General features: G+C 73.9%; 16 protein-coding genes. 14 read left to right on the forward strand and 2 right to left on the reverse strand.

The features are described 5' to 3' along the window. The 7 genes from F2B26_RS10050 to F2B26_RS10080 all read left to right on the forward strand — a co-directional run. Positions 1 to 662, forward strand: a 662-nt coding sequence (locus tag F2B26_RS10050) for a RibD family protein (protein ID WP_201292692.1), incomplete at its 5' end; no start/stop codon positions are given. A gap of 1 nt (position 663) precedes the next feature. Next, positions 664 to 1,260, forward strand: coding sequence for a riboflavin synthase (locus tag F2B26_RS10055; RefSeq protein ID WP_159808923.1), 597 nt, complete (start codon positions 664 to 666; stop codon positions 1,258 to 1,260). Further along, the gene (gene ribA, locus F2B26_RS10060; protein ID WP_159808925.1) at positions 1,257 to 2,516 is read left to right on the forward strand and encodes a GTP cyclohydrolase II; all 1,260 of its coding nucleotides are present in this window, start codon (positions 1,257 to 1,259) and stop codon (positions 2,514 to 2,516) included. Before F2B26_RS10055 ends, ribA begins: the two co-directional genes overlap by 4 nt. Further along, on the forward strand, positions 2,513 to 2,998 hold the full coding sequence (ribH, locus tag F2B26_RS10065) for a 6,7-dimethyl-8-ribityllumazine synthase (protein ID WP_159808927.1): 486 nt from the start codon (positions 2,513 to 2,515) through the stop codon (positions 2,996 to 2,998). Before ribA ends, ribH begins: the two co-directional genes overlap by 4 nt. Before the next feature lie 71 nt (positions 2,999 to 3,069). Further along, positions 3,070 to 3,333 (forward strand): phosphoribosyl-ATP diphosphatase, encoded by a 264-nt coding sequence (locus F2B26_RS10070; RefSeq protein WP_159808929.1) that lies wholly within the window; start codon positions 3,070 to 3,072, stop codon positions 3,331 to 3,333. 7 nt (positions 3,334 to 3,340) lie between these two features. Then, on the forward strand, positions 3,341 to 4,186 hold the full coding sequence (gene hisG / locus F2B26_RS10075; RefSeq protein ID WP_159808931.1) for an ATP phosphoribosyltransferase: 846 nt from the start codon (positions 3,341 to 3,343) through the stop codon (positions 4,184 to 4,186). After that, positions 4,183 to 4,623: a PH domain-containing protein gene (locus F2B26_RS10080; protein ID WP_201292693.1), complete on the forward strand. Its 441-nt coding sequence runs from the start codon at positions 4,183 to 4,185 to the stop codon at positions 4,621 to 4,623. The genes hisG and F2B26_RS10080 overlap by 4 nt, the downstream gene beginning before the upstream one ends. Before the next feature lie 17 nt (positions 4,624 to 4,640). On the opposite strand, the gene F2B26_RS10085 is transcribed toward F2B26_RS10080, so the two are convergent. After that, positions 4,641 to 5,744 (reverse strand): DUF3866 family protein, encoded by a 1,104-nt coding sequence (locus F2B26_RS10085; RefSeq protein WP_159808933.1) that lies wholly within the window; start codon positions 5,742 to 5,744, stop codon positions 4,641 to 4,643. 33 nt (positions 5,745 to 5,777) lie between these two features. Here F2B26_RS10085 and F2B26_RS10090 point away from each other — a divergent pair, with 33 nt between their 5' ends. From F2B26_RS10090 to F2B26_RS10115, 6 genes are all read left to right on the forward strand, one after another. Continuing rightward, positions 5,778 to 6,770: a helix-turn-helix transcriptional regulator gene (locus tag F2B26_RS10090; RefSeq protein ID WP_159808935.1), complete on the forward strand. Its 993-nt coding sequence runs from the start codon at positions 5,778 to 5,780 to the stop codon at positions 6,768 to 6,770. Beyond that, complete coding sequence (locus F2B26_RS10095; RefSeq protein WP_159808937.1) at positions 6,763 to 7,725, forward strand: helix-turn-helix transcriptional regulator; 963 nt, start codon at positions 6,763 to 6,765, stop codon at positions 7,723 to 7,725. Before F2B26_RS10090 ends, F2B26_RS10095 begins: the two co-directional genes overlap by 8 nt. After that, entirely contained in the window at positions 7,722 to 8,045 is a 324-nt protein-coding gene (locus F2B26_RS10100) for a hypothetical protein (RefSeq protein WP_159808939.1), read from the forward strand. Before F2B26_RS10095 ends, F2B26_RS10100 begins: the two co-directional genes overlap by 4 nt. A gap of 70 nt (positions 8,046 to 8,115) precedes the next feature. Continuing rightward, positions 8,116 to 8,379, forward strand: coding sequence for a twin-arginine translocase TatA/TatE family subunit (gene tatA / locus F2B26_RS10105; protein WP_159808941.1), 264 nt, complete (start codon positions 8,116 to 8,118; stop codon positions 8,377 to 8,379). 6 nt (positions 8,380 to 8,385) lie between these two features. Beyond that, positions 8,386 to 9,180: a twin-arginine translocase subunit TatC gene (gene tatC, locus F2B26_RS10110; RefSeq protein WP_328698669.1), complete on the forward strand. Its 795-nt coding sequence runs from the start codon at positions 8,386 to 8,388 to the stop codon at positions 9,178 to 9,180. Further along, entirely contained in the window at positions 9,177 to 10,145 is a 969-nt protein-coding gene (locus F2B26_RS10115) for a diacylglycerol/lipid kinase family protein (RefSeq protein WP_159808943.1), read from the forward strand. The genes tatC and F2B26_RS10115 overlap by 4 nt, the downstream gene beginning before the upstream one ends. Here F2B26_RS10115 and F2B26_RS10120 read toward each other — a convergent pair. Continuing rightward, the gene (locus F2B26_RS10120; protein ID WP_159808945.1) at positions 10,135 to 11,190 is read right to left on the reverse strand and encodes a zinc-dependent alcohol dehydrogenase family protein; all 1,056 of its coding nucleotides are present in this window, start codon (positions 11,188 to 11,190) and stop codon (positions 10,135 to 10,137) included. The two genes, F2B26_RS10115 and F2B26_RS10120, sit on opposite strands and share 11 nt — an antisense overlap. A 118-nt stretch (positions 11,191 to 11,308) precedes the next feature. Here F2B26_RS10120 and F2B26_RS10125 point away from each other — a divergent pair. Continuing rightward, positions 11,309 to 13,271: DEAD/DEAH box helicase (locus F2B26_RS10125; RefSeq protein WP_159808947.1), on the forward strand; the 1,963-nt coding region annotated here is incomplete at its 3' end.

Here is a 13,271-nt window from a genome sequence, read left to right on the forward strand (position 1 = left end):
TCGCCGCCGCCGGGGTGCAGGTGGTCGGCGGGGTCCTCGTCGAGCAGGGCCGCACGCTGCTCGCCGGCTGGCTGGCCCGGGTGTCCCGGCCGCACGTCACGCTCAAGCTCGCCTCGACCTTCGACGGGCGCGTCGCCGCCGCCGACGGGACCAGCCGCTGGATCACCTCGGACCTGGCCCGACGCCACGCCCACGACGTCCGTGCGCAGATGGACGCCGTCGTGGTCGGCACCGGCACCGCACTCACCGACGACCCGTCGCTCACGGCACGCGACAGCGACGGCCGGCTCACCTCGCACCAGCCCATGCGGGTCGTGGTCGGCATGCGCGACCTGCCCGCTGGTGCCGCGCTGCACGGCCCCGGCGGCCCGCTCGTCCAGCTGCGCACCCACGACCCGTACGTCGTGCTCGGCGAGCTCGCCGCACGCGGTGCGCACCGGGTCCTCGTCGAGGGCGGGCCGTCGCTGTCGGCGGCGTTCCTGCGCGCCGGTCTGGTGGACGAGCTGCACACCTATCTCGCGCCGGTGCTGCTCGGCGCAGGCCCGTCGGCGGTCGCCGACCTGGGCATCACGACCATCGACGACGCGGTGCGGCTGGTGCCCACCCAGGTGCTCCGGCTCGGGCCGGACGTCCTGGTCGTCGCGACCCGATCGGAGGACTGACGTGTTCACAGGGATCGTCGAGGAGCTCGGAGAGGTGGTCGGGCTCGAACGCGGTGAGCGTGACGCCCGGCTGGTCGTGCGGGGACCGCTGGTGACCAGCGACGCCCACCCGGGCGACTCGATCGCGGTCTCCGGGGTGTGCCTCACCGTCACCTCGCTGGCCGGGGACGGGACCTTCGCGGCCGACCTCATGCCGGAGACCCTCGAGCACACCGCGCTCGGCGCCCTGGCCCCGGGCGAGCGGGTCAACCTCGAGCGGGCGATGGGGGTGGACGGCCGGTTCGGCGGTCACCTCGTGCAGGGGCACGTCGACGGCGTGGGCACCGTGCTGTCCCGCGACCCGGGCGAACGCTGGGACGTCGTGACCATCGCCCTGCCGGCGGCCCTGGCCCGCTACGTCGCGCACAAGGGGTCGATCACGGTCTCCGGCGTCTCGCTCACGGTCTCGGCCGTCGCGGACGACCGGTTCGAGGTCTCGCTCATCCCGACGACGCTGGCGCAGACCACACTCGGCGCGCTGGCCCCCGGTGCCCCGGTCAACCTGGAGGTCGACGTGCTCGCGAAGTACACCGAACGTCTGCTGGCGGTGACCCGGTGACCGGCGTGCTGCCCCCGACCGGGACGGTCGAGCAGGCGCTCGACGAGCTGCGCGCCGGCCGTCCCGTGCTGGTCGCCGACTCCGCCGACCGGGAGAACGAGGCCGACGTCATCTTCGCGGCGCAGTCGGCCACCCCGGCCTGGCTCGGCTGGACCATCCGGCACTCCTCGGGCTACCTGTGCGCCCCGATGCCGGCGGCCCGGGCGGACGCCCTCGACCTGCCGCTCATGGTGCCCTCCAGCCAGGACCCGCGACGCACCGCCTACACGGTCACGGTCGACGCCGCGACCGGTGTCACCACGGGCATCTCGGCGGCCGACCGCACGCGCACGCTGCATGTGCTCGCCGACCCGGCCAGCGGGCCGGTCGACCTCATCCGCCCCGGTCACGTGCTGCCGCTGCGGGCCGCGCCTGGCGGTGTGCTGCACCGCGGCGGGCACACGGAGGCGGCCGTCGACCTGTGCCGGCTGGCCGGGCTCGAACCGGTCGCCGGGATCGCCGAGCTCGTGCACGACGACGGGTCGATGATGCGGCTGCCCGATGTGCAGCGGCTCGCGGCGCTCGAGGGATTGGTCGTGCTCACCATCGCCGACCTGGTGCGCTGGCGCATCGAGCACGGCGACCTCCCGGTGGCCACCGAGGAGGCGCCCGAGGCGCAGCGCGTGCACCGGACCGCGTCGGCGGCGCTGCCGACCCAGTTCGGCGACTTCACCATGCACGGCTACCGCGACCTGCGGACGGGCGCCGAGCACGTCGCGCTCGTCCCGGTGCGGGGCCTGGGGGAGCGGCCCGTGGTGCGGGTGCACTCCGAGTGCCTCACCGGGGACGCGTTCGGTTCGGCCCGGTGCGACTGCGGCCCCCAGCTGCACGAGGCGATGCGCCTCGCGGCCGAGCAGGGCGGCGCCGTGGTGTACCTGCGCGGGCACGAAGGACGCGGCATCGGTCTGCTGGCCAAGGTCGCGGCGTACGCGCTGCAGGACGAGGGACGCGACACGGTTGAGGCCAACCTCGACCTCGGCTGGCCGGTGGACCGTCGCGAGTACGGTGCGGGTGCGGCGATCCTCGCCGACCTCGGGGTGAGCGCGGTGACGCTCCTGACGAACAACCCGGCCAAGGTGGCCGGGCTGCGGGCGCACGGCATCGACGTCGTCGAGGTCCGTGGCCTGCAGGTGGGCAGGACGCCGCACAACGCGGCGTACCTGGAGACGAAGCGCACGGCCATGGGGCACGTGCTGGACGAGGGAGCGTGGCGATGAGCGGAGCTGGGGCGCCCGAGCTGATGGTCGACGGCTCGGGTCTGCGGGTGGTGGTCATCGCCTCCCGCTGGCACGACCAGGTGATGACCGGTCTGCTCGACGGGGCGCTGGCCGCGCTCGAGGAGTCGGGCGTCACGGACGTGCAGGTGCTGCGGGTGCCCGGTGCGGTCGAGCTGTCGGTGGCGGCCTCGCAGGCGGCCCGCACCGGGGTCGACGCCGTGGTCGCCCTCGGGGTCGTGATCCGGGGCGGGACCCCGCACTTCGAGTACGTCTGCCAGTCGGTTACCTACGGACTCACCCGGGTCGCTGTGACCACCGGCGTGCCGGTCGGCTTCGGGGTGCTCACCGTCGACAACGAGCTGCAGGCGCTCGACCGGGTGGGGCGCGCAGGTTCGCACGAGGACAAGGGCGCCGAGGCCGCGCTCGCCGCGATCGGCACCGCGCTCACGTTGCGCGAGCTGGTCGCCCCCGGACCGGCCTGAGCGGCCCGCCAGGGCCGCCCGCACGTGGACGGCTCGGCGCGCAGGTGGTCGGGCCGTCTAGCATCGCGCACGTGAAGACGTTCGAAGACCTGTTCGCCGAGCTCAGTGCCAAGGCCGCTGCCCGTCCCGTCGGCTCGCGCACCGTCGCCGAGCTGGAGGCCGGGGTGCATGCGATCGGCAAGAAGGTCGTCGAGGAGGCTGCCGAGGTGTGGATGGCTGCCGAGTACGAGTCGGACGAGCGGACCGCCGAGGAGATCTCCCAGCTCCTCTACCACGCCCAGGTGCTCATGCTCGCGCGTGGGCTGACCCTGGCCGACGTCTACGCCCACCTGTGAGCCGGCCGTGCTGAGGATCGCCGTCCCGAACAAGGGCTCCCTGTCCGAGCCGGCCGTGCAGATGCTGCGCGAGGCGGGCTACCGCCAACGCCGTGACCCGCGCGAGCTCGTGCTGCCCGACCCCGACAACGATGTGGAGTTCTTCTTCCTGCGTCCCCGGGATGTGGCGGTCTACGTCGGGCAGGGCACGGTGGACGCCGGCATCACGGGGCGCGACCTGCTCATCGACTCCGGTTCGGAGGCCACCGAGCACCTCGCGCTCGGCTTCGGCCGCTCGACCTTCCGGTTCGCCGCCAACGCCGGCGAGCTGTCCTCGGTGCACGAGGTGGCGGGCCGTCGGGTCGCCACCTCCTACCCCGTGCTCGTCGCGCACTTCCTCGGCGGGCTCGGCATCGAGCCGGCCTCCGTCGTGCGGCTGGACGGTGCGGTGGAGTCGTCGATCAGGCTCGGTGTGGCCGATGTCATCGCCGATGTGGTGGAGACCGGCACGACGCTGCGCGCGGCGGGGCTCGACGTGTTCGGTGATCCGCTGCTGCACTCCGAAGCCGTGCTCGTGCGTGGTGCCGGGGCGTCCGAAGGGGAGCTCGCAGTGCTCACCCGCCGGCTGCAGGGCGTGCTCACCGCACGTCAGTACGTGCTCATGGACTACGACGTGCCGATCTCCGCGGTCGAGCGAGCCGTGGCCATCACCCCGGGCCTGGAGTCGCCGACGGTCTCTCCGCTGCATGACAAGCAGTGGTGCGCCGTGCGCGCCATGGTGCCGCGGTCTGCGACCAACCGCGTCATGGACGACCTGTACGACGTCGGTGCCCGCGCGATCATCGTGACCTCGATCCACGCCTGCCGACTGTGACGCCCGACCCCTACGCCCCGTTCCGACCGCGCCTGGCGCGTGCGGTCTCGCTGGGTGTGGGGGTGCTGGCGGGGCTGGGGACGGTCGTCCTGGTCTGGGCGACGCGGGACTGGGTCGGACCCGGTGACCAGGTGGGTTTCGTCCTGGTCGGCGTGCTCGTGGTCTGGTTCTGCTGGCGTGAGGCTTCGGTGGCGGTGCTCGTCGACCCCGACGGGCTCACCGTGCGCAACCTCGTCGTCAGGCGTCGGCTGCGCTGGGCGCAGGTCGTGTCGGTGCGCTTCGGCGAGGGACGGCCGTGGGTGCAGCTGGACCTCGACGACGGCGACACGGTGGCCGCGATGGGCGTGCAACGCTCGGACGGGCAGCGGGGCATGGCCGAGGCGAGACGGCTCGCGACCCTGCTGGCCCGGCACACCGTCACCCCGTCGGACGACTGACCCTCCCGCCGGCGCCTTCAGCCGGCGAGCGCGAGGGCTGCCGCGTGCAGCCCCGCGGCGGCGGCGGACAGGAAGGACGCCGGGTCCTCCTGCAGACCACGCCCCATGGTGGACAGCCGCACCGGGGACTCGCCGAGGGCGTCGAGCAGCCCCTCGTCCGTGCCCACCTCGACCAGCCGGTGCCGTCCGACCGGCGCCCCCAGCGGTTGCGCCTGGGCCCGGACCAGCTCACCGAGCGTGCCGTCCAGCACCGGGACGACGACGTCGGCCGGGGCCAGCGCGACCCGTCCGTAGGCGGTGAGGGAGTGGTGGGACACCCCGCGGTGCCGCTCCCGTGCGTCGGCGCCCGACACCCGCAGACTGGCCACCGGTCGCCCGCCGAGCACCGCCGCGGCATTGACCGCCTCGCCCGCCGCCACACCGGAGAAGCCCCACCGGGTGCCGGTGCCGAGGTTGCCCGGCCCCTGGGCCACGACCGCGACATCCGCCCGCGCCACCCACCGGGCCGCGAGCAGACCGGAGTGCACGGACACCGCCTCGAGGTCGCCGCCGAAGGCCTGCCCGGTGCTCACGCACGCGTCCAGCCAGCCGGCGTCACGCAACGTGCCGATGGTCCGGGAGAACCAGGCCGGCAGCGCGCCGCCGTCGGTGAGCAGGTAGGCGACCGTGAGCGGCGGGCGACCGGCGCGCCGGGCCGCGTGGCGCAGACCGGCGACGACGGCAGGGACCGCCGAGTGCAGATCGGCGACGACGACGGGCATCCCGGCCAGGTCGTCGGCATCGCGCAGCACCTCGTGGTGCACCGACTCCTGCTCGTCGACCCCGAGCACCATCGTCTGCAACGGCGTGTAGCGGGCCTTGACCAGGTGACCAGGACCGGCGGGCGGATCGGACGGCAGGCGGTCGGTCCGGGCGACGACGAGGGCGTATCCGCCGGTGCCCAGACCCCGGACCAGGGCCGAGACGTTGAGCAGCACGACGGCGCCGACGTCGATCCGCCCGACCAGGTCGGGGTAGGCCAGCGCCGCGACCTCCTGGCCCTCGACGTCCACCCGCAGCGGGAGCGCACCGGACCAGCCGTCGTCGACCCGAACCACCACGCCCTGCCGCCACGCGATCACGCGCCCACGCTACCGGCCGCTACGTTAGGTCCGATGAGCACCACCATCCCCCCCGACGAGCGCCTGCTCGACCTGGTCATCGCCCTGGTGAACACCTCGACGCGACTGACCAAGGAGCAGGTGCGCCGAACCGTCGCCGGGTACGCCGACGCGCCGACCCCGGACGCGTTCGAGCGGATGTTCGAGCGGGACAAGGACACCCTGCGTGAGCTCGGTGTGCCGCTGGTCACCGTCACCGATGCCGGCCACGGCGACGACATCGGGTACCGGATCGACCTGGAGGCGTACGCGCTGCCGCCGATCGACCTCACACCCGCCGAGCTCGGCGTGCTCTCGCTGGCGGCCCAGCTCTGGCAGGACGCGAGCCTGCGGGTGGACTCCGCCCGGGCGCTCACCAAGCTGCGGGCGGTGGCGCCGTCGGCCCAGTCCAGCGACCTCGTCGCGGGTCTGGCCGCACGGGTGCGCGCCGGGGGAGCGGCACTCGCCCCGCTGGTCGACGCCCTGCACCAGCGGCGGGCGGTGCGCTTCACCTACCGGGCCGCCACGACGGGCGAGGTCCGCGAACGTCACGTCGAGCCGTGGCGGCTGATGGCCCGGCGGGGCGGCTGGGTGCTCATCGGGCACGACCGTGACCGCGGTGCCGCCCGGTCGTTCCGGCTGTCCCGGATCGAGGGCCCGGTGCGGGCTCTCGGCCCGGTCGAGGCGTTCGACCCGCCCGACCCGGCGCTGCTCGCACAGGCCGAGCAGGCCTGGTCGACGGGCCGCGGCGGGGTGGCGGTCCTCGCCCTGGCTCCGGAACGTGCCGAGGCGCTGCGCGCCCGTGCGTTGCCGGCCGAACCGGGTGACCTGCAGGCCGCACCAGGCCGCGACGTCGTGCGGGTGCCGTTCCGCGCCACCTGGGAGCTGGCCGAGGAGGTCGTCGGCTACGGTCCGGCCGTGCTCGTGCTCTCGCCGCCGCAGGTGCGCTCCGCCGTGCTCGCGCTGCTCACCAGGGCTGCCGCGCTGGGGCAGGTGCCTCGTGGCTGAGCGGGCGAGCGACCGCGTGCTGCGGCTGCTCGGCATGGTCGCCTATCTCGACCGCAGCTCGGGGGCGCCCGTCGAGCAGCTCGCGGCGCAGTTCGGCGTGAGCGTCGAGCAGGTGCTCGCGGACGTCGAGACGCTGTGGCTCACCGGCACCCCGGGGTACCAGCCGTACGACCTCATCGACTTCGACGCGTTCTCCCTCGAGCAGGGCGTCGTCACGCTCACCGAGTCCCGGGGCATGACCCGGCCGCTGCGCCTGGGTGCCCGGGAGGCCGTCGCGCTGCTCGCGGCGCTGCGGGCCCTGGCCGAGGACCTGGGCCCGGCGCTCGACGACGACCGGCGCGCGGTCCTCGACTCCGCGCTGGCCAAGGTGCAGTCCGTGACGGGCGGGGCCACGTCCGCGCTCGACGTGCGCCTGCAGCTCACCGGTGACCCTCAGGTGCAGGCCGTGGTGACCTCGGCGCTGGCGCAGGGTCGTCGGCTGCGGCTGCGCTACGTCAACGCGGCGGACCGCACGAGCGAGCGCGAGGTCGACCCGATCCGGCTGGTGACCGACGACGCGGGCTCCTACCTGCTCGGCTGGTGCCTGGCGGCGGGGGCCGAACGGCTGTTCCGGCTCGACCGGGTGCTGGCCGCGCAGCTGCTCGACGTGGCCGCCGACACCCATGAGGTGGACCCGCACGCCGAGGTGTTCGACCCGGACCCGACGGGCGAGCTGGTGACGCTGCACCTGCGCAGCCGCGCCCGCTGGATCGCCGAGCAGAGCCCGGTGGAGGCCGTGCGCAACCTGCCCGACGGCTCGTTCGAGGTGGACCTGCGCGTCGTCTCGCACACCTGGGTGGTGCAGCTGCTCCTCGGTGCGGCGGACGATGTGCTCGACGTTCGCCCGCGTGCCGTCGCCGAGGAGGTCGCCGCGACCGCGCGGGCGGCCCTGGACGCCTACGAGGAGCAGCCGTGATCTGGTGGCTGGTGTGGACCGTGCTTGTCGTGGGCACCGTTGTCGGTGCGTTCTTCCTGGCCCGGGACCTGTGGCGGCGCGCTGTGGCACTCGGCGCCGAGCTGGGCCGGGCGTCCGACGCCGCCGCCCGGCTCAGCGACCAGGTCGCCGAGCTGAGCGAGGTCTCCCGGCGGGTGGCGGTCGTGCACCCGCTGCTCGCGACCGCCGACGACACCGCACGCTGGCGTGGGGGCCTGGCGGCACGACGGGCCGCACGTGACGCCCGCCGGGCCGCCTCGCACGCCGCCGCGCACGAGCGGTGGGACCGTCTGTGGCGTTGATGAGCCGGACCACCGGCACGGGCCCCCGCCCGGGTACTATCGACGCCAGACCCCGCCTGGGAGGCCCGTCATGCTGAGGAATGTCCTCGATCACCCGCTGAACCTGCTGATCGTGCTCGCGATCGTGCTCGTCGTGTTCGGTGCCAACAAGCTCCCCGGTGTCGCCAAGAGCGTCGGCCAGTCGCTGAAGATCTTCAAGTCCGAGGTCAAGGACCTGCGGGACGACGACCCGAGCCGCACCACGGTGGTCGACCCGGTGGCCACGCCGCAGACGCCGCCGCCGGCGAGCACCCCGCAGAGCCCCACCGGCGACGGTCGTGCCCCGAACGCCTGACCGCGCGTGAGCCGCAAGACGACCGCCCCTGAGGGGCGGATGTCGTTGCGCGACCACCTCGTCGAGCTGCGGTCGCGGGTCGTCAAGGCCGCGGTCGGGATCCTTGTCGGCGGGATCATCGGCTGGGTGGTCTCCGGCCGTGTGATGGACCTGTTGTTCGCCCCGATCCTCAAGGTCGCCGCAGACCGGCACCAGGAGATCGCACCCAACTTCGCCGGGGTGGCCACACCGTTCGACATGAAGATCAGGGTCGCGATCTTCCTGGGCATCCTGGTGTCCAGCCCGTGGTGGATCTACCAGCTGTGGGCCTTCGTCACACCGGGCCTCACCCGGCGCGAGCGGGGCTACTCGATCGGCTTCGTGAGCGCCGCGGTGCCGCTGTTCGTCGCGGGGGCGGCGCTGGCCTGGTGGGTCATCCCGAACGCCGTCGCGCTGCTGACCCTGGCGACACCGACCGGTGCCGTCAACCTCATCGACGCCCAGTCCTACCTCACGTTCGTCATGCAGATCATGCTCGCGTTCGGAGCGACGTTCCTGCTCCCGCTGTTCATGGTCGGGCTCACGATGGCGAACCTCGTGTCCGGGCGCACCTGGCTCACGGGCTGGCGGTGGGCGGTCATCATCGCGTTCGTGTTCGCCGCGATCGCCACCCCGACCCCCGACGTCGTCACGATGTTCGCGGTCGCACTGCCCATCCTGGTGCTGTACTTCGGGGCCGTCGGGGTCTGCCTGCTGCACGACCGTCGCAGGGCCAAGAAGCTGGCCGCCGCCGAGTCCGCCGCAGGTGTGGAGGCCGGGTGAGCCGTCTGGGCCTGGTCGTGAACCCCACGTCGGGCCACGGCCGGGGCCTGCACGCCGGCACCCGGGCGCACGCCGGGCTGGCGGCCGCGGGGCACGACGTCATCGACCTGTCCGCGCCGACCCTTGCTCAGGCCAGCGACGCGGCCCGTGCCGCCGCGCTGCGCGGGCTGGACGCGCTGGTCGTGGTCGGCGGGGACGGCATGACCCACCTGGGTGTCAACGTGGTGGCCGGCAGCGACCTGCCGCTCGGCGTCGTCGCGGCCGGCAGCGGCAACGACATCTCGCGCGTGCTGGGCCTGCCGGTGCACGATGTCGGCGCGTCGGTCCGCACCGTCCTGCAGGGCCTGGCCGACGGCCCGCGGCCCATCGACGCGGTCCGGGTGACGACCCCGGGCAGCCAGGCCGCCGAGTGGTACGTCGGAGTGCTCTCGTGCGGCATCGACGCGGCGGTGAACGCCCGCGCCAACCGGCTGCGGTTCCCGTCCGGCACCGGGCGCTACGTCCGTGCGCTGCTCGTCGAGCTCGCCCGGTTCCGGCCGTACGGGTACCGCGTCACGTTCGACGACGGAAGCACCTGGGAGTCCTCCGGGGTGCTGGTCGCCGCGGCGAACACCCGCGACTTCGGCGGCGGGATGCGGATCGCCCCGCACGCCGACCCGGGCGACGGGTTGCTCGACGTGGTCACCGGGACGGGGCTGGGGCGGGCACACCTCATGCGCCTGTTCCCGTCGCTGTTCACCGGCTCCCACCTGGGTCACCCCGCCGTCCAGGTGGTGCGCACGCGCAGCCTGCTCGTCGAGTGGTCACCGCCGCACGGCCCGCACCCGCCCGTCGCGTTCGCCGACGGTGAGCGGATCGGACCGCTGCCGCTGCATGCACAGGTCGTCCCCGGCGCACTGGCCGTGCTCGGCGCCCAGGTGGCGGCCCCCGGTGCGGGAGCCGCCACCGGCGTGGTCAGCGGCTGATCACCACCTTGAGCGCCTTCGTCTGCGCCGCCCGGGCGAAGGTGTCGTAGGCGTCGATCATCTGGTCCAGCGCGAAGTGGTGCGTGGCCAGCAGGTCGACCGGGAGCCGGTGCTCGGCGACCAGCGACAGCAGCATGGCCGTCGTGTTGGTGTTGACCAACCCCATCGAGATGTCGATGTTCTGGATCCACAGGTCCTGGAGCGCCAGCTCGACCGGTGCGCCGTGCACGCCGACGTTCGCCACCCGTCCACCGGGCCGCACGATCCGCGTGCAGGCTGTGAACGTGGCGGGCACGCCGACGGCCTCGATCGCGACGTCGACCCCGAAGCCGTCCGTGAGCGCGAGCACCTGCTCGCGCCAGTCGGCGGCCCCCGCGTCGATGTCGTGCGTGGCGCCGAACCGGTGCGCCTGCTCGCGACGGTTGGCGTCCAGGTCGATCGCGACCACCCGGGCGGCGCCCTGCAGACCCGCGGTCATGATCGCCGCGAGCCCGACCGGCCCGGCCCCGACCACCGCGACGACATCGCCCGGCCGGACCCGGCCGGCCAGCACCCCGATCTCGAAGCCGGTGGGCAGGATGTCGCTGAGCATGACGGCCTGGTCGTCCGGCACCCCCGCCGGCACCCGGTGTACGGAGTTCTCCGCGTACGGCACGCGGACCATCTCGGCCTGCGTACCGTCGATGAGGTGCCCGAACACCCAGCCGATGCCCGAGGTGCCCTCGTCGCCGAGGCAGTGGGCGTACAGCCCCTGCTTGCAGAAGCTGCACTTCCCGCACGACTTGATGCACGACACGATCACCCGGTCACCGACGTCGAGCGTCGTGACGGCCCCACCCGTCTCGAGGATGGTGCCGACCGCCTCGTGGCCGAGGATGCGGCCCGGTTCGACCGCCGGGACGTCACCCTTGAGGATGTGCAGGTCGGTCCCGCAGATGGTCGTGGTGTCGACCCTGACGACGACATCGGTCGGTGCCTCGATCTTCGGGTCGGGCACCTCCTCCCACGCCTTGCTGCCCGGTCCGTGGTACACGAGTGCCTTCATGGTCCCCTCCTTCGGGAACCGCCACCGCCGTTGGTGGCGTTGATCCCCATCGTCGTCCCGGCGGTGCGTCGGCGCGCGCGGATCGGCTCGCGGCGCCCGGCGCACCTAGGCTGAGGCCGTGCCAGCATCTGGGGAGCCGTCGCCGGCGCAGCGTGTCGCAGCCGCCCGACGCCGCGCCCGGACCCCGCAGCTCAGCGAGTTCGCGACCGGGCTGCCGTTCGACCTGGACGAGTTCCAGACCGCCGGCTGCGCGGCGCTGGAGGAGGGCCGCGCGGTGCTCGTCGCGGCGCCCACCGGTGCCGGGAAGACCGTGGTCGGGGAGTTCGCGGTGCACCTGGCGCTGGCCACGGGGCGCAAGGCGTTCTACACGACGCCGATCAAGGCGCTGTCCAACCAGAAGTACGCCGACCTGGTGCGCGTGCACGGGGCGGACCGCATCGGTCTCCTCACGGGCGACACCTCGGTCAACGGCGACGCACCCGTGGTCGTCATGACCACCGAGGTGCTGCGGAACATGCTCTACGCGGGTTCGTCCGCGCTGGTCGGGCTCGGCTACGTCGTGCTCGACGAGGTGCACTACCTCGCGGACCGGTTCCGGGGCCCGGTGTGGGAGGAGGTCATCCTCCAGCTGCCCGAGGCGGTGCAGATCGTCTGCCTGTCGGCGACCGTCTCCAATGCCGAGGAGTTCGGTGACTGGGTGGCCACCGTGCGCGGCCCGACCGAGGTGGTGGTGAGCGAGCACCGCCCGGTCCCGCTCGACCAGCACGTGCTGCTCGGCAGCAGGCTGTTCGACCTGTATGCACCGGCGCGGCGCGGTGGCGACCGTGAGCCGGTTCTCAACCCCGACCTGGTGGCCCGGCTGCGCGCCGGCGGGCCGGACACCCGCGGACCCGGACGACGGGGCCGCCCGGGGGACCGCGGTGGCGGTGGGCGGCCACCACGGCCGGCCTCACGACTGGTCACCGTGGACGCGCTCGAACACGCGGACCTGCTGCCGGCCATCGTCTTCATCTTCTCCCGGGCCGGCTGCCAGGCCGCGGTCGACCAGTGCGTGGCGGCCGGGGTGCGGCTCACGACGCCCGAGGAGGAGGCGGAGATCCGTCGCACCGTCGAGGCCAGGTGCGCGGCGGTGCCGGCCGAGGACCTGGCGGTGCTGGGCGTCGACCAGCTCGCCGAGGCCCTGGGCCGCGGTGTGGGCGCCCACCACGCCGGGCTGCTGCCGCTGTTCAAGGAGACCGTCGAGGACCTGTTCAGCCGGGGCCTGGTCAAGGTGGTGTTCGCGACCGAGACGCTGGCCCTGGGCATCAACATGCCCGCCCGGTGCGTCGTGCTGGACTCCCTCGTCAAGTGGGACGGCAGCCGGATGGCCGACATCACGGCGGGGGAGTACACCCAGCTCACCGGCCGGGCGGGGCGACGGGGGATCGACACGCAGGGCCACGCGGTCGTGCTGGCCCGGCCCGGGCTGGACCCCGAGCACGTCGCGGGTCTCGCCTCGCGTCGGCTGTACCCGCTGCGATCGGCCTTCGCCCCGACGTACAACATGGCCGTCAACCTGCTCGCCCAGGTCGGCCGGGAGCGTGCGCGCGAGGTCCTCGAGACCTCGTTCGCCCAGTACCAGGCCGACCAGGCCGTCGTGGGCCTGGCGCGCACCAGCCGCGCGAACAAGGCGGCCCTGGCCGCTCTCGAGGCCGAGATGACCTGCCACCTCGGCGACTTCGTGCAGTACGCGGCGCTGCGCCGTGAGCTGTCGACCCTCGAGAAGGGCGAGCGGGCGCCCGTCCCCGACGCCCCGGCCCGGGCCCGGGCGGTCGCGTCGCTGTCCGGGCTGCGTCGCGGTGACGTCGTGCTGGTGCCCTCGGGACGTCGCCCCGTGCACGCCGTCGTCGTCGACCCGGGAGGTCCGGGAGGCTTCGACGGCCCGCGCCCCACGGTCCTCACCCCCGACGCCCGGGTGCGCCGGCTCACCGCTGCGGACGTGGGCACCGGTCTGACCACCGTCGGGCGACTCTCGGTGCCGTCCTCGTTCTCCGCGCGGGCGCCGCAGCACCGCCGCGAGCTCGCCGGGCGGCTGCGGGGCC

This window comes from Cellulomonas citrea (assembly GCF_009829685.1).
Lineage (GTDB): Bacteria > Actinomycetota > Actinomycetes > Actinomycetales > Cellulomonadaceae > Cellulomonas > Cellulomonas citrea.